The organism is Sulfitobacter sp., from assembly GCF_036960155.1.
GTDB lineage: Bacteria > Pseudomonadota > Alphaproteobacteria > Rhodobacterales > Rhodobacteraceae > Sulfitobacter.
The window spans coordinates 270,455-289,985 of the sequence record NZ_JBALWB010000003.1; the positions used below are offsets into that span (position 1 = coordinate 270,455).

Annotated in this window: 14 protein-coding genes and 1 tRNA gene; 7 read left to right on the forward strand and 8 right to left on the reverse strand. The window is 53.7% G+C overall.

Annotation, left to right across the window (positions count from 1 at the left end; genetic code table 11):
- The first annotated feature begins 33 nt into the window (after positions 1-33).
- Both V7775_RS11345 and V7775_RS11350 read left to right on the forward strand, forming a co-directional pair.
- Positions 34-351 (forward strand): antibiotic biosynthesis monooxygenase family protein, encoded by a 318-nt coding sequence (locus V7775_RS11345; protein WP_335752002.1) that lies wholly within the window; start codon positions 34-36, stop codon positions 349-351.
- Between the two features lie 124 nt (positions 352-475).
- On the forward strand, positions 476-862 hold the full coding sequence (locus V7775_RS11350) for a MarR family winged helix-turn-helix transcriptional regulator (RefSeq protein ID WP_443070116.1): 387 nt from the start codon (positions 476-478) through the stop codon (positions 860-862).
- Between the two features lie 80 nt (positions 863-942).
- Here V7775_RS11350 and V7775_RS11355 read toward each other — a convergent pair whose 3' ends face one another.
- Entirely contained in the window at positions 943-1,401 is a 459-nt protein-coding gene (locus V7775_RS11355) for an Lrp/AsnC family transcriptional regulator (RefSeq protein WP_335752004.1), read from the reverse strand.
- A gap of 114 nt (positions 1,402-1,515) precedes the next feature.
- Here V7775_RS11355 and V7775_RS11360 point away from each other — a divergent pair, with 114 nt between their 5' ends.
- Together V7775_RS11360 and V7775_RS11365 are read left to right on the forward strand one after the other, a co-directional pair.
- Entirely contained in the window at positions 1,516-2,721 is a 1,206-nt protein-coding gene (locus V7775_RS11360) for a methionine gamma-lyase (RefSeq protein WP_335752005.1), read from the forward strand.
- Positions 2,722-2,733: 12 nt separating this feature from the next.
- On the forward strand, positions 2,734-5,109 hold the full coding sequence (locus V7775_RS11365) for a 1-deoxy-D-xylulose-5-phosphate synthase N-terminal domain-containing protein (RefSeq protein ID WP_335752006.1): 2,376 nt from the start codon (positions 2,734-2,736) through the stop codon (positions 5,107-5,109).
- Between the two features lie 361 nt (positions 5,110-5,470).
- On the opposite strand, the gene V7775_RS11370 is transcribed toward V7775_RS11365, so the two are convergent.
- The 3 genes from V7775_RS11370 to V7775_RS11380 all read right to left on the reverse strand — a co-directional run bounded on the left by V7775_RS11370 (position 5,471) and on the right by V7775_RS11380 (position 9,458).
- Positions 5,471-5,545: transfer RNA gene (locus tag V7775_RS11370), tRNA-Gly, on the reverse strand.
- Between the two features lie 79 nt (positions 5,546-5,624).
- Positions 5,625-6,014, reverse strand: coding sequence for an MAPEG family protein (locus tag V7775_RS11375; RefSeq protein WP_335752007.1), 390 nt, complete (start codon positions 6,012-6,014; stop codon positions 5,625-5,627).
- Between the two features lie 3 nt (positions 6,015-6,017).
- The gene (locus tag V7775_RS11380; RefSeq protein WP_335752008.1) at positions 6,018-9,458 is read right to left on the reverse strand and encodes a pyruvate carboxylase; all 3,441 of its coding nucleotides are present in this window, start codon (positions 9,456-9,458) and stop codon (positions 6,018-6,020) included.
- Positions 9,459-9,703: 245 nt separating this feature from the next.
- On the opposite strand from V7775_RS11380, the gene V7775_RS11385 reads away from it, so the two are divergent.
- On the forward strand, positions 9,704-10,255 hold the full coding sequence (locus V7775_RS11385; RefSeq protein ID WP_335752009.1) for a hypothetical protein: 552 nt from the start codon (positions 9,704-9,706) through the stop codon (positions 10,253-10,255).
- 5 nt (positions 10,256-10,260) lie between these two features.
- Here the strand turns inward: V7775_RS11385 and V7775_RS11390 are convergent, their stop codons facing one another.
- Positions 10,261-11,406 (reverse strand): alpha-hydroxy acid oxidase, encoded by a 1,146-nt coding sequence (locus tag V7775_RS11390; RefSeq protein WP_335752010.1) that lies wholly within the window; start codon positions 11,404-11,406, stop codon positions 10,261-10,263.
- Positions 11,407-11,527: 121 nt separating this feature from the next.
- Between V7775_RS11390 and V7775_RS11395 the strand changes: the two genes are divergently transcribed.
- Positions 11,528-13,954 carry an ATP-dependent helicase gene (locus V7775_RS11395; RefSeq protein ID WP_335752011.1) on the forward strand — a complete coding sequence of 809 codons (2,427 nt, stop codon included), beginning with the start codon at positions 11,528-11,530 and terminating at the stop codon, positions 13,952-13,954.
- Positions 13,955-14,212: 258 nt separating this feature from the next.
- Here the strand turns inward: V7775_RS11395 and V7775_RS11400 are convergent, their stop codons facing one another.
- On the reverse strand, positions 14,213-14,431 hold the full coding sequence (locus V7775_RS11400; RefSeq protein WP_335752012.1) for a DUF1127 domain-containing protein: 219 nt from the start codon (positions 14,429-14,431) through the stop codon (positions 14,213-14,215).
- Between the two features lie 510 nt (positions 14,432-14,941).
- Between V7775_RS11400 and V7775_RS11405 the strand changes: the two genes are divergently transcribed.
- On the forward strand, positions 14,942-16,015 hold the full coding sequence (locus V7775_RS11405) for an Mrp/NBP35 family ATP-binding protein (protein ID WP_335752013.1): 1,074 nt from the start codon (positions 14,942-14,944) through the stop codon (positions 16,013-16,015).
- 3 nt (positions 16,016-16,018) lie between these two features.
- Here V7775_RS11405 and V7775_RS11410 read toward each other — a convergent pair whose 3' ends face one another.
- Both V7775_RS11410 and V7775_RS11415 read right to left on the reverse strand, forming a co-directional pair.
- Positions 16,019-16,795: a hypothetical protein gene (locus V7775_RS11410; RefSeq protein ID WP_335752014.1), complete on the reverse strand. Its 777-nt coding sequence runs from the start codon at positions 16,793-16,795 to the stop codon at positions 16,019-16,021.
- 224 nt (positions 16,796-17,019) lie between these two features.
- Positions 17,020-19,179: a calcium-binding protein gene (locus tag V7775_RS11415; RefSeq protein WP_335752015.1), complete on the reverse strand. Its 2,160-nt coding sequence runs from the start codon at positions 19,177-19,179 to the stop codon at positions 17,020-17,022.
- Positions 19,180-19,531: the final 352 nt, after the last annotated feature.

Here is a 19,531-nt window from a genome sequence, read left to right on the forward strand (position 1 = left end):
TATTGAAAACCAAATTAAAGGATCACATCAGTCATGGATGATGCAACCAATTCAAACACCGAAGTCACCCTCATCAACGTCTTTGAGGTTCCCAAAGGGGTGTTAGATGCGGCAATCAAAGCTTGGACCAAAGGCCGTGACTTTCTCCAAAAACAGCCGGGTTATGTGTCGACAGCACTTCACAAATCGATCGCTCCGGATGCCAAGTTTGCGCTGGTCAATATCGCGATTTGGGAAAGCCCCGAAACCTTTAATGCGGCCATTGCAGCAATGAATGCAGCGGATACGTCACCGAAAATCGAAGGGCTGCGCTATGCCGCCGGTCTCTACACCGTCGTCGCAAGAGATTGAGGAGAAGCCCGCAAAACGCCCGATGAGCCAATTGTCTATCTGTGCATGCCGGCCGCGCTATGCAATTGTGCATCTCAATATGACATTTGATCACAATTCATCCGCCGGGTATCTCATACACCACATGGCTCGCCTCTGTTTCGAAGAGTTGCGTAACCGCATCGAACCACTTGGGATCGTACCGGGGCAATTTCCAACTCTGCTCGCTTTGTGGCAACAAGATGGGCAAACTCAACGTGAGCTGGTTGGAAAGCTTGATGTTGAACAGGCAACCATGGCCAACACGCTCAACCGGATGGAGCGAGACGGGTTGATCACGCGGCGCGAGCATCCTGAGGATGGTCGCGCGCGGGTGATCCTTTTGACGCAAAAAGCCAAGGCGATCCGGGACGATGCCTATGCCGCTGCAGGGGACGTCAACGCAAACATGCTTGATGATCTATCTGAAGAAGAGCGTTCGCAGTTCATAGACTTTATGCAGCGCACGATACGGACGCTGCGCAAGTCATAGAGTTTCCAAGATCAGCCATCTTGCTAGGCGCAGTTAGTGTTGGGAAGGCTTAATCTTTGCAATCCACCGCACGCTTCGCGTTAATCAAGCAGTGGAAAGACACCCGTTTTCTTGACCACTCCATATACAAAACTGCTGTCGATTGACCCGATACCACCAATAGGGTGCAGGCGTTTGCGCACAAAACTCTCATAATCTGCAAGGTCAGCGACAACGACACGTAACAGGTAGTCAGACGTACCAGTCATTACAAAACATTCAAGAACCTGGTCCACACGGCTGATCTGTTTCTCAAACTGTTGAACAACCTTTTCGGTATGACCCGTCAGGCTGACCCGGACAAAAACGGTCACGGGTAGACCGTAAGCCTGTGCGTCGATGTCCGCGGTGTATCCTTTGAGCGCACCGCTTTGTTCAAGCAGTTTCACCCGACGCAGGCAGGGTGATGGCGACAGGTTTACTTCAGCGGCGAGGTCTTGATTCGTCATGCGGCTATTGCGCTGCAAAGCTCGGATGATTTGGCGGTCTTTGTCGTCCATCTTGGGCTCCAGTGGCATAATCTACCAATTGGATATCAAATTGAGGCATAATTGGCAATTCATAGACCGTGAGACTGCCCTAATCTGTTCTTGAAACATTCACGGAGTCACGACATGCGCAATCACCCTAACAGCTTTTCAACGATGGCGATTCATCATGGGTATGACCCGATGGATAATGAGGGCGCATTGACCCCGCCATTGCATTTGACGTCGACCTTTGTGTTTGAAACGGCCGAAGCTGGCGGGAATATGTTTGCGGGTGAACAGGCTGGGCACATCTATTCGCGTATTTCGAACCCGACGAATGACTTGCTTGAACGGCGCATTGCCGTATTGGAAGGGGCCGAGGCAGGCCTTGCGCTGGCGTCGGGCATGGGCGCGATCACTGCAACCTTGTGGACCCTTCTTGCGCCAGGTGACGAGATCATCTTGGATAAAACGCTGTATGGCTGCACATTTTCCTTCATGCACCATGGGTTGGCTAAGTTCGGGGTCAAAGTGACCCACGTTGATCTGACGCAGGTCGAAAATCTGGAGGCTGCGATCTCGGATCAAACAAAGGTGGTTTATTTTGAAACACCTGCCAACCCGAACATGCGCTTGGTTGATATTCAGGCTGTGTCGGATGTCGCGCATGCCAGTGGTGCCAAGGTCGTTGTGGATAACACCTATGCCACCCCGTACCTGACCCAACCGATCAAGCACGGCGCCGATGTTGTTGTGCATTCGGCCACGAAATACCTTGGCGGGCATGGCGATGTTGTGGCGGGGCTGTTGGTTGGTTCCGCGGAGTTGGTTGCTGATATTCGCCTCCAAGGCATGAAGGATATGACGGGAGCTGTGATGGCCCCGTTCAACGCAATGCTAATCTTGCGCGGGCTTAAGACGTTGGAACTGCGCATGGATCGTCATTGCAGCAGTGCGGCCACGATTGCACAGATGCTTGAAGTCTCCCCTGTTGTACAAAAAGTCTGGTATCCGGGGCTTGATAGTTTTGAGCAACGCGATCTGGCCCAACATCAGATGTCTCAGTTCGGCGGCATGATTGCGTTTGAGCTGACAGGTGGCAAACAAGCAGGTATCGATATGATGAACAGGCTTGAATTGATCTCGCGGGCTGTGTCCTTGGGCGATGCCGAAACCTTAGTGCAGCACCCAGCCAGCATGACCCATTCGACCTATTCCACAGAAGAGCTGGCCGAGCATGGCATCAGCGAAGGCCTTGTGCGTCTGTCGGTTGGCCTTGAAGGGGTGGACGATGTGCTTGCTGATCTCATGCAAGCCTTGCCGAAGTCTTTTGTTCAAAACGCTGCTTAAAGGAAAACCGTCATGTCCTCGCATCTCAAGACCATCGAGCAACGTCTTTTGTGGCTGTCCCATTGGATGATCCATAACGCGAACCACATTCGTCCCAAGGTGGATGGCATCAAAGTAGGAGGGCATCAGGCGTCTTCAGCATCGATGGTGTCGATCATGACGGCTTTGTACTTTCAGGAGCTAAACCCCGAGGATCGTGTCGCGGTCAAGCCACATGCTTCGCCGATTTTTCATGCGATCCAGTATCTGATGGGCAATCAGACGCGTGAAAAGATGGAGAACTTTCGGGGTTACGGTGGCGTGCAAAGCTATCCGTCGCGCACCAAGGATATTGACGATGTTGACTTCTCGACAGGTTCAGTTGGACTCGGGGTTGCGGTGACATCGTTTGCATCGATTGTGCAGGATTATATCCAAGCCAAGTCATGGGGCAGGGACCAGAAAATGGGCCGGATGATCGCGCTTGTGGGGGATGCAGAACTTGATGAGGGCAACATTTATGAGGCTCTGCAAGAGGGCTGGAAAAATGACCTGCGCAATTGTTGGTGGATCATCGATTATAACCGTCAGTCGCTTGATGGCGTTGTCCGCGAGGGTTTGTTCAAGCGGGTCGAGCAGATATTCGACGCTTTTGGTTGGGACGTTGTGCGCGTTAAATACGGGCACCTTCAACGCGCGGCATTTGAGGAAGCGGGCGGCGACAAGCTGCGCCAATGGATCGATGACTGCCCAAATCAGTTGTATTCCGCGCTGACTTTTATGGGCGGAGCTGTTTGGCGCGAACGCCTGATGGACGCGCTGGGGGATCAAGGCGACGTCACCGCATTGATCAAGCGTCGCAGTGATGCAGAGCTTGCGGCGTTGATGGAAAACTTGGGCGGCAACTGCGTACAGACGATGGCCGACACGTTTGCGTCCATCGACCACGACCGCCCCGTTTGCTTTCTTGCCTATACTGTCAAGGGATGGGGCACGCCGATTGCGGGTCACAAAGACAACCACGGCGGGTTGATGAACAAAACTCAGATGGGCGAATGGCAAGATTACATGGGCGTGCCGCAAGGCCAAGAATGGGACAAGTTCGCGACCATTTCTGACCCCGCTACGTTTGAGGCGGAGCTTGCAAAAGCACCGTTCTTTGCAAAAGGCCCACGTCGCTATCATGATGATGTTATTGAAGTCCCCTTGATCGAACTATCTTCTGATCGTGAAATCTCGACTCAAATGGCGTTTGGCAAGATCCTCGATAATCTGTCCAAGGGCGATAGCGATTTGGCTGCACGGATTGTGACCACATCACCTGACGTCACGGGTACAACCAATCTTGGCCCTTGGGTGAACAGGCGCAAGCTGTTTGCGCGCGATCACCAAGAGGACACGTTTAAGAAAGAAAATATCCCTTCAACTGCCAAGTGGGAATTCACGCCTGAGGGTCAGCATATCGAGCTTGGCATTGCTGAGATGAACTTGTTCCTGCTTCTGGCCGCTGCCGGGTTGTCGCATTCAGTGTTTGGTAAACGCCTTCTTCCCATCGGCACGGTCTATGACCCCTTCGTCTCTCGCGGCTTGGATGCCTTGAACTACGCTTGCTACCAAGACGCCCGTTTTATGATCGTTGGCACGCCGTCCGGCGTTACACTGTCTTATGAGGGCGGCGCTCATCAATCTATCGCGTCCCCATTGATAGGCATGTCCCAAGATGGCCTCGCCGCATTCGAACCCGCATTCGCAGACGAGCTGGCCGTCATCATGGAATGGTCGTTTAACCACCTGCAAAAAGACGGCGAAAGCGATCCTGACGAGCGCACGTGGTTGCGTGACGAAACTGGTGGCTCTGTATATTTGCGTTTGACGACTAACCCGATTGAGCAACCCGGCAAGCGGGCAGATGATGCCTTTCGCCAAGGCGCTATCGATGGTGCATACTGGCTGCGCACGCCCGGTCCAAATTGTGAAGTTGTCATTGCCTACCAAGGTGCTGTTGCTCCGGAAGCGATCAAAGCGGCGGGCATGATCGGTCAAGGCCGCCGTGATATCGGCGTGCTGGCTGTGACATCGGCTGATCGCTTAAATGCAGGCTGGACAGCGGCACAGCGGGCGCGGGCCAACGGGAATAAGGATGCCGCCTCGCACATTGAGACCTTGCTGCAAGACCTGCCGCGCAACTGCGTTTTGATTACCGTCATCGACGGCCATCCCGCGACGCTGTCATGGCTTGGTGGGGTCTGGGGGCATCAAACAATCTCGCACGGGGTTGAGCATTTTGGGCAAACGGGCACAATTGCAGACCTATACCGCCATTTCCGACTAGATGCCGAGGCGCTGGTGGGCTCCGCAAGCGAGCTGTCAAAGGGACGCAAGATCTTACACACCAAGGACGTTGGATAAATTTCGCAACGCGAAAACCAACATTTTGCACCAGTTCCTAGGTTTCTGGTGATCCAATGTTTGACCTCTAGTTGATAGGGGCGCGGGTAAGGTAAACCTCTCGGCAAGGGCGTCTAAGCTAATGCGGTTCACACCCAAGCTTGGACGCGAGGCATTTACGTCTTATCAGTATGTCGCTGGCATCCCGTTGGAGCTGACCCGTGAAGAACTACCTTCTCATGCGTGCTGAAACAGCACGTGCAGCAGTGTTGGGCTTGGATAGCTTGGGCAAGAAGCGCAAATGAAATTGGCACAAGGTAGCAACAACAAAAAGGCCGCCCGAAGGCGGCCTTTTGTAAGTCTTTGAAAAGACTAGTCTAGCTGGAGCGGGCGAAGAGATTCGAACTCTCGACCCTAACCTTGGCAAGGTTATGCTCTACCCCTGAGCTACGCCCGCATCAGCTAGTGAGGGTGATTTAGCCCTCTGCGCTGTAGGCCGCAAGAGGTAAATTCACCTGTTTTGAAAAAACTTTCATTCAGACGATTACGTGGCCGATTATGGTGACCGCAGAGACGGCCATCATCAAGAATGTGAGTACCATTCCAGCCTGACGCAGTGGGAAAACCTGTGGGCTTAGCGACATGCCAACAGCGTGGCACAGGCGACCGACCAATAAGGTTGCGCCCATGGCGTGAATCGCTACCGCAGGCGCACCTTGCAACTCGGCGCACAGCATCAACAACAAGGCAAGCGGCACATACTCGGCAAAGTTAGCTTGCACCCGCATACGTCTGGTCAGGTCCTTGTGGCCTCCATCACCAACAGAGGTACGCACGCGAAACCGCTCACGTCTGACCAGCACGCAGAGCGCTATAAACACCAGCGTCAGCAACCCTGCGTAAAGGGGGGTAATGCTTAAAGCCATGCTCTATTCCAGCTCTACAAGCAGGTCTTTTGCATCGATTTGCCCCCCAGCGGAAACATGCACTGCCTTAACCACTGCATCCCGTTCGGCGTGTAGTCCGGTTTCCATTTTCATGGCTTCGATGGTGAGCAGCAGATCACCTTCTTTAACAGCTTGGCCTACAACCGCACCAACAGAGGCCACAACACCCGGCATGGGTGCGCCGATGTGGTTAGGATTGCCCAACTCGGCCTTTGGACGCTGTTGTGTTGTCGCTTTGACCAGACGGTTTGGCACGCGAATTACGCGCGGTTGGCCGTTCAGCTCAAAGAATACCTTCACTTCACCATCTTCTGTGGTCTCACCGACAGCTTGCAGACGAATCTCAAGCGTCTTGCCGGGGTCGATCTCGGCTGCGATCTCGTCGCTTGGTTGCATGCCATAAAAGAAGGTTGGCGTGGGCAAGGTCCGTACAGGCCCGTAGGTCGCATGACGTTCCATGTAATCAGTGTAGACTTTGGGGTACATCAAGTAACCTGCAAGGTCTTCATCATCGATTTCCAAACCATCCAGCTGCTCTGACAATTCCTTGCGGACAGCCTCCAGATCAACGGGTGCCAGATGCGCGCCGGGGCGATCTGTGTTTGGCTTTTCGCCTTTCAGCACCTTCTTGACGATTCCTTCGGGGAAACCACCGGGAGGTTGGCCCAAATTGCCGCGCATCATGTCGATCACGCTGTCCGGGAAGGAAACGTCGGTCTCAGGGTCTTCGACTTGATCACGTGTTAGCCCTTGAGACACCATCATCAGCGCCATATCACCAACAACCTTGGACGAAGGTGTCACTTTTACGATGTCCCCAAACATGTGGTTCACATCGTGGTAGGTGCGCGCAACCTCGGGCCAGCGGTCATCAAGGCCTAGTGAAGAAGCCTGTGCTTTGAGGTTGGTAAATTGGCCACCGGGCATTTCGTGCAGATACACCTCGGAAGAGGGGGCCTGCATGCCGGTTTCAAACGCGGTGTACTGGTGGCGGACTTCTTCCCAATAGTCAGAAATTTCGCGCACTGCTGTCATATCAAGGCCCGTGTCGCGGTCTGTGTGGCGCAAAGCCTCTACAACCGATCCAAGCGTTGCTTGTGATGTGTTGCCCGAGAACGCATCCATGGCGCAGTCTACAGCATCAACACCTGCTTCAGAGGCCGCAAGAATGGTTGCACTTGCAATGCCTGCAGTGTCGTGGGTGTGGAAGTGGATCGGCAAACCTACTTCGGTCTTCAATGCACGAACCAATTGGCGCGCCTGCGCTGGTTTCAAAAGTCCAGCCATGTCCTTGAGGCCCAAAACGTGCGCACCTGCGTCACGCAGCTGTTTGCCCATGGCGACATAATATTTCAGGTCGTATTTTGCGCGGTCAGGGTCAAAGATATCGCCTGTGTAGCAGATGGTGCCTTCGCAGACCTTGCCTGACTCGAGCACGGCATCCATCGCGACACGCATGTTTTCCACCCAGTTGAGGCTGTCAAATACGCGGAAGACATCTACACCGCTGTTTGCGGCTGTGGCGACGAAATGCTCGACCACGTTGTCAGGGTAGTTCGTGTAACCCACACCATTGGAGGCGCGCAGCAACATTTGTGTCATGATGTTGGGCATCTTTTCACGTATGTCGCGCAGGCGCTGCCATGGGCATTCTTGCAAGAAACGGTAAGCCACATCAAATGTAGCACCGCCCCAACACTCAACCGAGAAGAGCTGCGGTAGGTTAGCGGCATATGCAGGTGCTGCCTTAATCATGTCGTGGCTACGCATCCGCGTCGCCAATAGGGACTGGTGGCCGTCGCGCATGGTTGTGTCTGTGATCAAAAGCTGACGCTGTTGTCCCATCCAATCGGCGACGCCCTGGGGGCCCTTTTGTTCCAGCAGGTTGCGCGTGCCCATCATAGGCTCGGTGCGGCTTTCTGGTGGTAGTGGTGCGCGCAGGGCTGCGGCGGGCAGGGGTTTGTCTTTTGTTTCGGGGTGACCGTTTACGCTGATATCGGCAATATAGGTCAGAACCTTGGTGCCGCGATCAAGACGGGCCTTGAAATTGAACAGGTCCGGTGTCTCGTCGATGAATTTGGTGTGATAAGTATTATCAAGGAAGGTTGGGTGCTTAAGCAGGTTCTCGACGAAGGCGATGTTGGTGCTGACGCCGCGAATACGGAATTCGCGCAAGGCACGGTCCATACGGGCAATCGCCATTTCAGGTGTGGGGGCCTTAGCCGTGACTTTGGTCAACAGGCTGTCATAGTAACGCGTGATAACGCCGCCTGCGTAGGCGGTGCCGCCATCGAGACGAATACCCATGCCTGTGGCTGAGCGGTAAGCAGTGAGGCGGCCATAGTCGGGGATAAAGTTGTTCTGTGGGTCTTCGGTTGTGATACGTGTTTGAAGAGCATGACCTGTAAGAGTGATGTCTTCCTGACGTTCTTTACCTGTTGCTTCGGCAATGGTTTTGCCCTCAGCGATCAGGATTTGGGCGCGCACGATGTCGATGCCAGTCACTTCTTCGGTGACGGTGTGTTCGACCTGAACACGTGGGTTCACTTCGATAAAGAAGAACTTCTCGGTTTCCATATCCATCAGGAATTCAACGGTACCAGCACACTCATAACCCACAAACGCGCAAATCTTGCGGCCTAGTTCACAAACCTCAGTGCGTTGCTCTTCAGTTAGGTAGGGGGCTGGCGCGCGCTCAACTACTTTTTGGTTGCGGCGCTGGACGGAACAGTCGCGCTCAAAAAGGTGATAGATGTCGCCATGGTTGTCGCCCAGAATTTGGACTTCAACGTGGCGCGCTTTCATGATCATCTTTTCCAGATAACCTTCGCCATTCCCAAAGGCGGCCTCTGCCTCGCGGCGCCCTTCGCGGATTTTCTCTTCCAGCTCTTCTTCATTGTAGATCGGGCGCATGCCGCGTCCACCGCCACCCCATGACGCCTTGAGCATCAACGGATAACCAACTTCCTTGGCTTCAATTTTGATGGCTTCCATGTCGTCGCCCAGCACTTCGGTGGCGGGAATGACGGGTACACCTGCCTCAACCGCAACGCGGCGCGCGCTGGCCTTATCGCCCAAGGCGCGCATGGTGGCGGCTTTTGGACCGATAAAGGTGATGCCATTCTGTGCGCAGGCATCTACAAAATCTGGGTTCTCTGACAGCAATCCGTAGCCGGGGTGGATGGCATCAGCACCACAGGCCTTTGCCACGCGGATCATTTCGTCGATGCTCAGATATGCAGCAACAGGGCCTAGGTCTTTGCCGATGCGGTACGCTTCATCTGCTTTGAAGCGGTGCAGCCCCAATTTATCCTCTTCGGCAAAAACGGCAACGGTGGTTTTCCCCATCTCGTTTGCTGCTCGCATAATGCGAATGGCGATCTCACCACGGTTGGCGATGAGGATTTTGCGGAAGTCGGTCATTTATTCAGGCCTTGTTCAGGTAATGATGGTGCAGTTTGTAGGCGCAAGCGGTGGGGGGCTGCAATGCGTGTTTTTGGGTAGAAAGTGTTGTTTCTAATGTATCTGCACCGGCTCTTTGTGCCGTTAGGGCAATCATTGGCAATATCAGGTGCTTAAAGCAGTGCCGTAACGTCACAACGAGGTTGAAACAAAAGCTTGATGGGTTAACATGTTTCGAAAATAGCTTGTAATTGGGAATTTTGGTGATGGGTTTGTTGGGAAAAGCAGTATGTGCCGGGGTAATATTGGCTGGGGTGACCGGCTGTACCGCTCCTGATCCATTTGCTGACAAGGCCCTGTTCAAGGGCGAACCTCTGGACCTTCAAAACATACTAGCGGCTAACCCGAACAAACGGGCGTGCATAGAGTATGAGGCGGCCACCAACAGTTGTGCGTCCCTGATTACTGCGCGGGTTGAGGGCAACACGGTGATTGCGCATGAAGTTGGTGCGATAAAAATTCCGGGTACCGGAAACACTCAGCGGGTAGAAGTTGTGACACGTAGCACACTACGCGGCGGGCAATCATGCTCGCGATCCAGTGATTTGACGGTAGCGGGGCGCGATACGGCGTCGGCACATTTGTTGCAGGCCAAGCGCCAGTTGATTGATGGTTTTGGTGGCAGCGTCTGTAGTACCTATTACCGCTCGGGCCATGGTTATGTTGTCAGCACGCTTGGCGCCAACGGCGAGGCGTTTCCGCCGGGTGACACCCGTTTCCAATTCATCATTGGTGAAGCATCAGTGCGGGCACAATAAATGCGTTAGTGCGGGCTAAGGGGGATTGTGGCTGGTAACTCAGACAAATTGCGCGCCCCGATTTGCCCCATGTTGGATGCCATGTCTTTTGCTAAGATGTCGATCAGATGGTCGATGCCGCGCGGTCCCAGCGCACCCAGCGCATAATGAAACGCGCGCCCCAGCATTACAAAATCAGCGCCCAAGGCAAGGGCGCGCAAGATGTCCAAGCCGCCTTCAATCCCGCTGTCAAAGATAAGGGGCAGTTTGGTTGCGGCGCGAATTTCTGGCAGAGCTTCGATTGCGGCAGGCGCACCATCAAACTGGCGTCCGGCGTGATTGGAGATCCAGATACTATCCACACCAATAGTCTCTAGTCGCATGGCGTCCCGTGGGCGCATCACACCTTTAACCAAAAGGTCTCCGCCCCATTCCTCACGCAGCCAGTTTACATATTCCCAATCAGGTGCTGTGCGTAGCAAGTAGCCAACATGCGCCGTCGGCGAGAGGCCATTGGTGGCAGCGTTGGCATATTTATCAAGCCCACGCATATGGGGCATGCCGCGCTGGGCCATGCCCATCGCCCATGCGGGCCGCATCGCGACTTGTGCTAGCAGACGCGGGGTCAACCGTGGCGGATTGGTGAGGCCAGAGCGCACCTGCCGTTCGCGGCGGCTGGCCACTGGAACGTCAACCGTGAGGACAAGTGTTGAGAAACCTGCCGCCTTGGCGCGCGCCAGCATATCACGGCGGATATCCGCATCACGGGGCGGATACATCTGAAACCATGCGTGCTCTCCCAGATGGGGCGCGATGTCTTCGGGGCTTTGTGTTGCTACGGTTGAAATGGAATAAGGAATATCTGCGCGTGCAGCGGCGCGCGCCAGATGGCCTTCGGCATCCGGCCACATCAATCCTGACATCCCGATGGGGGCAATGCCAAAGGGCAAGGGCATCTGTTTGCTCAGAAATGTGGTGGACAGGTTTGGCGTGAATTCTCCGTGCAGTACCGAGGGCATCATGCCAATCCGGTCAAGGGCTGCGCGGTTGCGCGCCTTGGTTGCCTCATCGCCAGTGCCACTATCAAGGTATTCCCACACAAATTTGGGGATTCGTTGCTGCGCACGGTGGCGCAAATCAGACAAGGCGGGGAATTTAGCGTGAAGGTCCATGAGGGGACTATGATCTGCTCAAGAATGGAATGTCTAGAGGGGGTTGGGAGTGAAAAAGAAAATCCAGAACAATATGGGAACACGGGTTTTCCACAGCGCTAGTTTGCGCTAATTGTTTAGCATGAGTGATTTTGATGAAAATGCCGCCTTTGAAGGTGCCTCTTTGTCCGCGCGCGCAATGGCCGCGCGCCCGCAGCCTTATCTGGACGGGTTAAACCCCGCCCAGCGTGAAGCTGTGGAAACGATGGATGGTCCTGTGTTGATGCTGGCGGGCGCGGGGACGGGTAAAACCCGTGCGCTGACCGCGCGGATTGTACATCTGCTCAATACGGGCCGCGCGCGTCCCAATGAAATTTTGGCAGTTACCTTTACCAATAAGGCCGCCCGCGAGATGAAAAATCGCGTTGGTGCGATGTTGGGGCAACCGATTGAAGGGATGCCATGGCTGGGCACGTTTCATGCGGTTTGTGTCAAGCTGCTGCGCCGTCACGCCGAATTGGTCGGGCTCAAGTCGAATTTCACGATTTTGGATACCGATGATCAGCTTCGGTTGTTAAAGCAGTTGATTACCGCTGAGGGAATTGACGACAAACGTTGGCCCGCACGCATGCTGGCAAACATCATTGATGACTGGAAAAACCGGGCGCTGACGCCAGATAAAATCCCGGCAGCAGATGCGGGCGCTTATGATCACCGCGGCCCCGAAATTTATGCGGCTTATCAAAAACGATTGGTAGAGCTGAACGCGACTGACTTTGGTGATCTGCTGCTGCACATGGTCACAATATTCCAGACCCATGATGACATTTTGAAGCAATACCAGCGCTGGTTCAAATACATTCTTGTGGACGAATACCAAGATACCAACGTCGCCCAATACCTTTGGCTGCGTCTGCTTGCGGCGGGTCATAAAAACATCTGCTGTGTTGGGGATGATGATCAGTCGATCTATGGCTGGCGCGGGGCCGAAGTGGGCAACATCCTGCGGTTTGAAACGGACTTTCCCGGCGCGCATGTTGTGAAGCTTGAGCAAAACTACCGCTCGACGCCGCATATCCTTGGGGCTGCATCTGGAGTGATTGCCGGCAATCTTGGGCGTCTGGGCAAGACCCTATGGACTGAAGCGACTGAGGGCGAAAAACTACGTCTTATCGGCCATATGGGCGCTGACGAAGAAGCGCGCTGGATCGGTGAGGAAATCGAATCCATGCAGGGCGGCACGCGCGGTATGCGCTCGATGTCATTGGATCATATGGCGATTCTTGTGCGCGCCTCTCACCAGATGCGCGCATTTGAGGACCGCTTTTTAACTATTGGTCTGCCGTACCGCGTAATTGGCGGCCCACGATTTTATGAGCGCATGGAAATCCGCGATTCGATGGCCTATTTCCGCGTCGTGACACAGCCTGATGATGATTTGGCGTTTGAGCGCATCGTGAATACGCCCAAACGCGGCCTTGGGAATGTAGCGCAAAAGAAAATCCAAGCGACAGCGCGGGAACACAGCACCAATTTGGTGGAAGGCGCGCGTATTCTGTTGGCCCAAAACGGAATTGGCGGCAAAGGCGGCGCACAATTGCGTCTGCTGATTGAGGGGATTGACCGTTGGTCCTCAAAATTACGTGGCCCACGGATAGAAGTGAAAGATGGTGCTGCGCTGGATGATAGTGTGCTGGATGACGGCGCACCGTTTCGAATGGAATATGGCCCACCCGAGATCAACCATGTTGAGCTGGCAGAGATGATTCTGGATGAAAGCGGCTATACAAGCCATTGGCAAAACGACAAAACGCCCGAGGGTCCGGGGCGTTTGGAAAACGTAAAAGAACTGGTCAAAGCCTTGGATCAGTTCGAAAATCTGCAAGGATTTTTGGAACACGTCAGCCTGATCATGGACAATGAAAAGGAAAACGAGGGCGAGAAGGTCAGCATTATGACGCTGCACGGTGCCAAGGGGCTAGAGTTTCCTTGTGTGTTTTTGCCCGGCTGGGAAGACGGGTTGTTTCCGTCCCAGCGTTCCATGGATGAAAGCGGGCTGAAGGGCCTAGAGGAAGAGCGGCGGCTGGCTTATGTGGGCATCACCCGCGCCGAAGAGCTCTGTACAATTTCATTTGCTTCAACACGATTTGTGTTTGGTCAATGGCAAAATGCTATGCCGTCGCGGTTTATTGATGAACTCCCCGAAGAACATGTTGAGGTGTTAACGCCTCCCGGTCTTTATGGTGGTGGATTCGGTGCCGCGATGCCGAAAAGCACACTGCATGAGGCTGCGGCTGAGGCGAATGTCTATAATTCGCCTGGGTGGCGGCGCCTTCAGGCGCGCGCAGGTACTCGCGGAATGACCGAACCAAGCAAAACCAAAAACGTCACCATCGATATGACTGCAACCAGCAGCTTTACGATGGGAGAGCGGGTGTTTCACCAAAAATTCGGTTACGGCGCGATTATTGGCATTGAAGGCGACAAGCTGGAAGTTGCGTTTGAGAAGGCAGGAGACAAAAAAGTTGTCGCCCGCTTTTTGACTGCGGCGGATGACGTACCTTTTTAAGGCCTGCCTCGATCGGGTGGGGAACATCGGGGAACCGATATTTTCCAATCCTGTAGATCTGTTAAATGCTGATCCCCAAAACTAAAACGGCGGGCCACAGGGAGGTGTGGTCCGCCGCTCTATGAGAGCACCCATCCAACAGGGAGGAGGGAAAGGTGCATCTATAACAGTGCGGGGTCATCGGGGAGGCGAGACACTGCCGCACTGCATATTCACCCGCAGCCCAGTGGGAGGACCGGACAACGGGGAATGCTGTAATTAGTTAACGGCTTCTGCCGATTCTTTGGCCAGGCGGCGGAAGTCACCGCGGGACAAACCCAGATCGGCAAGATCGCGAGATGTCATTGTGGACAGCTCGTTGAACGTCTGGTTGTAAACTTTGCGCTGACGCATCTTCAGAGCGATGGCGTCGAAAAATGCTGCGATGCGGCTAGGCTGCGCGGATACGGCTACGTTGGTGTCTGTGAAGTATGTCATGTTACTCTCTTTTCATCCTTCATGCGTCTTGTTGTGATGAGTATTTAAACTTGTTGAGCGCTAACACAACTACCAATGCTGCAATGCGGCTATGCATTTTATGCATGTGCTACGTTAGGTAAGCCTCTGTTTAGTAGTTGTAAAAATTAGAGCCAGATCACGAATGCGTGTTCATGGTGTGATTTCTGGTGGGGGTAAAAAAATGGCGACGACATCAGGGAGGAGAGATGCCGCCGCCTAAGAAAGGTAACCCTCGGGAGGAGGATGAGGGCCCTTAGATATTAAAGAAAACTATCGGGAGGATTGTTTTCGTAGGTCATTACTACTCCGACTTGCTGCGACTGCACAATAAATAAATACGCAATGCTGCTATGCAGCGAATGCATATGCGTGGTTGCACATAAATGAGGCAGACTGTTCCAGTGGGACGGTGACAAGATTGCGCAGGGGCTTTGACTTGCGGTTTCTGATGAATCTGCGATGTCAGTATTAAGTAATTGGAGTAACGCAATGTCTGTCACGAAATCTGATGTAATAGCGGCCCTTGAGCGGATTAATCTGCCAGACGGGCGCAGCATGATTGCGCATGACTTGATGCGCGCCTTAACGATTGAGGGAAGCGTTGTGCGCTTTGTTATCGAGGCGCCTAGTGCGGACGTCGCGCGCTCTATGGGGCCGCTGCGGGATGCTGCAGAGAAGGTAGTCTCTGAATTGGCGGGTGTGACGCAGGCAACTGTTGCGCTTACGGCGCATGGGCCAGCCGCCAAACCAGCCGCACCGCCAAGCCTGAAGATAGGCGGACACCCTAAACCCCAAGACGGCCCAACAAAGCCAAGCGGCGTAAAGCGTATCCTGGCCATTGGTTCTGGCAAGGGTGGGGTGGGTAAATCTACTGTTAGCTCTAATCTGGCAGTGGCGTTGGTAAAGCAGGGCCGCAAGGTTGGTTTGCTGGATGCAGACATCTACGGCCCCAGTCAGCCGCGTATGATGGGTGTGAACAAACGTCCTGCCAGTCCGGATGGCAAAACGATCATCCCGCTGCAAGCGCACGGCGTAACAATGATGTCCATCGGGCTGATGATGGAAGAGGGCAAAGCCGTTGTCTGGCGTGGCCCCATGCTGATGGGCGCGCTGCAGCAGATGCTGGGGCAGGTCGAGTGGGGTGAGCTTGATGTCCTGCTGGTCGATTTGCCACCCGGTACAGGCGATGTACAGCTGACCCTTTGCACCAAATCAGATCTAACGGGCGCAATTGTTGTATCTACCCCGCAGGACGTTGCATTGATTGATGCGCGCAAAGCGTTGGATATGTTTGCCACGCTCAAGACACCTGTGTTGGGCCTGATCGAAAACATGTCGATGTTTGTGTGCCCCGATTGTGGTTCTGAGCATCAAATATTCGGGCAGGGCGGTGTAGCGGCTGAAGCCAAGAAGATGGGCGTACCACTGTTGGGTACACTGCCTATCGATCTAGAGACGCGGATCGCTGGTGATGGCGGTACGCCGATTGCCGTAGGTGATGGCCCTATGGCGCAGGCGTATGCCCGTATCGCAGAAGGACTGATCAAAGGTGGGATGGCTTAACCCTTAAGGTTGGCCAATTTCCTTATTCTGGATTTGGCGGGAATAAAGTGTGGTGAGCACGCTAAAGATCAACAGGCCTTCTATAATGTAGATGGGCAGTTCCAGCGCCAGCGCATGGCTAGGGCGCGTTAATCCAAACAAAGCGATTAGCGCGCTTAGTGCCGTGTTGATAAGTGCAAGGGCCGCCGCGACGCCCCACAATGACCGCGATATCGGGCCAGTCGCGGTCCAGCTTTGGTGCAGGGAAATTGGCCGGCCTAAAGCAGCTGCAGGCAAAATCAGGCTTAATCTTAGCGAGAGCCACATCAGCAATAGCTGTGTAACGAAGGTCGTGAGCAACATTGATACCATGGCAGGATTGGTTGCCGCGCCAGATCCGATATTTCCCAAAGCCACTAGTGGCATCACAAGTGCGACCCCAGCAACAAGCTGGATGAGGGCGATTGCAAAAACGCGCCAGAGGTATCCAAACACAAGCTGGGTACACATTGGGAGGGGGAGGTGAGAGTCCTTGAGGGTGTAACGATGCCATAGGATGGCCATCATCGCATAGCTCAGGATAAATGCGATAAGTAGGGCTAAGGACAACTCAGCTGACTTGATCGTTTCCAGATCGGGATGGGCCGGATCAAGAGTAAGCAACTCTGGTGCCAGTACCGCAGTGGATAAGCCAACCCCGCACATCAACACCAACGCAGGCGCAACAACAGCGGCAGTTTTTAACGGCCGTTGGGTTACAAGCCCCAGTGCATGACGTAAAAGATTAAGAGCGGAGTTCACACAATACCCATTCGTAACTAACGCACTTCCTTTCTGGACCCTAACAGTGGCTTTAACAAGCTAGCCTGAAATCGCGCACTGCATGTGTGGTGAAAATGGGTCACAGGGATTTGATGAAGAATCCAACGAAAGACGCAGATCGCCCCCTATGGCGCTCAACGTATTGGCGCGATCCGTATACGCAACCGCGTGGACACGGATGAGTTTGGGGTATCCGGCTTTGGTTAGAACACAAAGTCGGATGCGGAAATCGCTGTGACGCCGAGCAGCTTGATGTTCATGTCCGCGATGCCATCTCCATCGACATCCGCCAGAATGAACCCGTCTGTACCATTGGTGCCAAAGCGCAGCTCACCTGCTGTGCCGGAAAACGCAGCGGAGTTAAGGAAGTTAAACTTTTGTGTGCCGCTGGTTACGCTGTTGGCGTCAATATTTCTAAGATCGATTTGATCTTCGCCAATACTGAAATCAACGATGACGTCGGTCAACAGGAGTGTGCTGTCTTCGACTGAGTTGAAATCAAAAACGTCTGCCCCGTCACCACCTGCAAGGGTGTCACTCCCTCCACGGCCTTCCAAAGTATCGTCTCCCGCGCTGCCCCCAATATAATTACCCGAACTGCTGCCTCTCAGCGAATCATTACCTGATCCGCCAATTACCCCTTCGATTGATTGCAATGCGTCATAACCTGATTGTGCGGAAGTAAAATAATAGACCTTTCGATATTCCCAAGAGTAGTTTTGATAGTCCAGGCGAACAAGAATATCATCGGTTATGTCTTGAAAATCAACGATGTCAAACCCGGATGCGCCATCCAGAAAGTCTTTTCCAGCGCCACCGATCAGGGTGTCATTTCCCTGGCCAGCTTTCAATGTGTCGTCTCCCCCATGTCCATTCAGGAAGTCGTCTCCCTGACCGCCGCTCAAAATATCGTCACCCTCAAGTCCATTCAGGGTATCATCCTGACCACCGCCCACCAGTTCTAAGTCTGGCACGATCAAGGAGTGGGTAAGCTCGGATGCGGACATTGCTGTGACGCCAAGCAGTTGGATGTTCATATCCGCGATGCCGTCTCCATCAACATCTGTGAGCACAAATCCATCGGTGCCATCGGTGTCAAAGCGTAACTCACCTGCCGTGCCAGAAAACGCGGCGGAGCCGAGGGAAGTGAATGTTTGATAACCGTTTGCTATGCTGTTGGCATCAATATCGGTGAGGTCGATATGATCCTCACCAATACTAAAATCGACGATGACGTCACCCAACAGGAGCGAATTTTCTTTGGCTGAATTGAAATCAAAAACATCCGCTCCATCACCACCGAAAAGCCGGTCCACACCGCCGCCACCTGCAAGGGTGTCATTTCCAGTGCCTCCAACCAGAAAGTCATCACCTTTCATGCCGAACAAATCATCATTGCCCCCGTCGCCATGGATAATATCGTCGCCGTCATAGCCCAAAATCCGGTTTTCGCCCGCATCACCAACCAACGTGTCACCATTGCCAAGTGAATCATTGCCCGCGTTCGAACCGTAGAGGTTTTCAAATCCGGTAAACGTATCCGTTCCAGCAGACCCACCGACATCTTGTGCTGTCCCTTGCAATCCAAGGTTTACAGTTACCGGCGCATCCGAGTTGTAGTAGCTGAGCACGTCGGTTCCGGCATTGCCCTCTAATGTGTCGTCGCCCTGCATGCCCTCAATCAGATCATTGCCCCCGCCGCCACGTAGAGTGTCATTCCCATCACTAGATTGCGAAGGGGCCACGCCGTAAATCTCATCATTGCTCGCGCCGCCCAAAATCAAATTATCCTGAGAGCTCCCTACCAGCAGATTATCCCCTCCTCCGCTAGTATAGTTTTCGATTGAAATGAGTTTGTTGTTACCTGTTAGCCCGGAAAGGTCATGCGCTTCTCCGAGGTTGAGGTCGACAATCATGTCGGCGCCAACGCTTCTATAGTCAACTAAGTCAATCCCATCACCACCTGACAGTGTGTTATTTCCCTGGCTGTCAGAAAAGGAATCGTCTCCCTCACCACCATTCAGGACATCGTCTCCTTCTCCGCCAGACAGCGTGTCGTTTCCAACCCAGCCATTCAGCGTGTCGTCTCCCTCATGGCCATTCAGGACATCGTTTCCCTCTCCGCCAAACAGCGTGTCGTTTCCAGCAAAGCCATCCAGGACATCGTCTCCCTCATCGCCATTCAGACGATCATTTCCTTCATATCCATTGATGGTATCATCTCCACCAGTGCCATTGAGAGTCTCCGCTTGATCACTGCCATCAATTACTATTCCCGGAACGCTTAAACGGGCGGAAATGATGCCGCTGGCGATCACAGTTGTTGTTGAATCGTCGCGGCTGCTTGTGGGGGCGGTGCTCATCGGGAATGTCTCCAAAACGGAAATAGTCATAAATATAAAGGCGGGCAGGGGGCGTCGTGTAATGAATTTATTCAAGGTTACCGCTGGTATCAGGCACTTACAACTACGAGTTGTCGATTGTGTTGTCTGAGATCGACCTGAAATGGTGCTAGCCCAAACGCGCTAATTCGGTTGGAGGCATCAGCCAGTATTGCGGCAATGCGAAGGTGTCTGTGGGTGACAACCTTATACCCAAACGGAAGCAGGCGCAGCCTTTGTGGGGCTGCGCCTGTTTTTGTTTTACGGGTTTTGGTTTTAGTTAGAGCACGAAGTCGGTTGTGTTCATGGAGGTGACGCCGAGCAGGAGGATGTT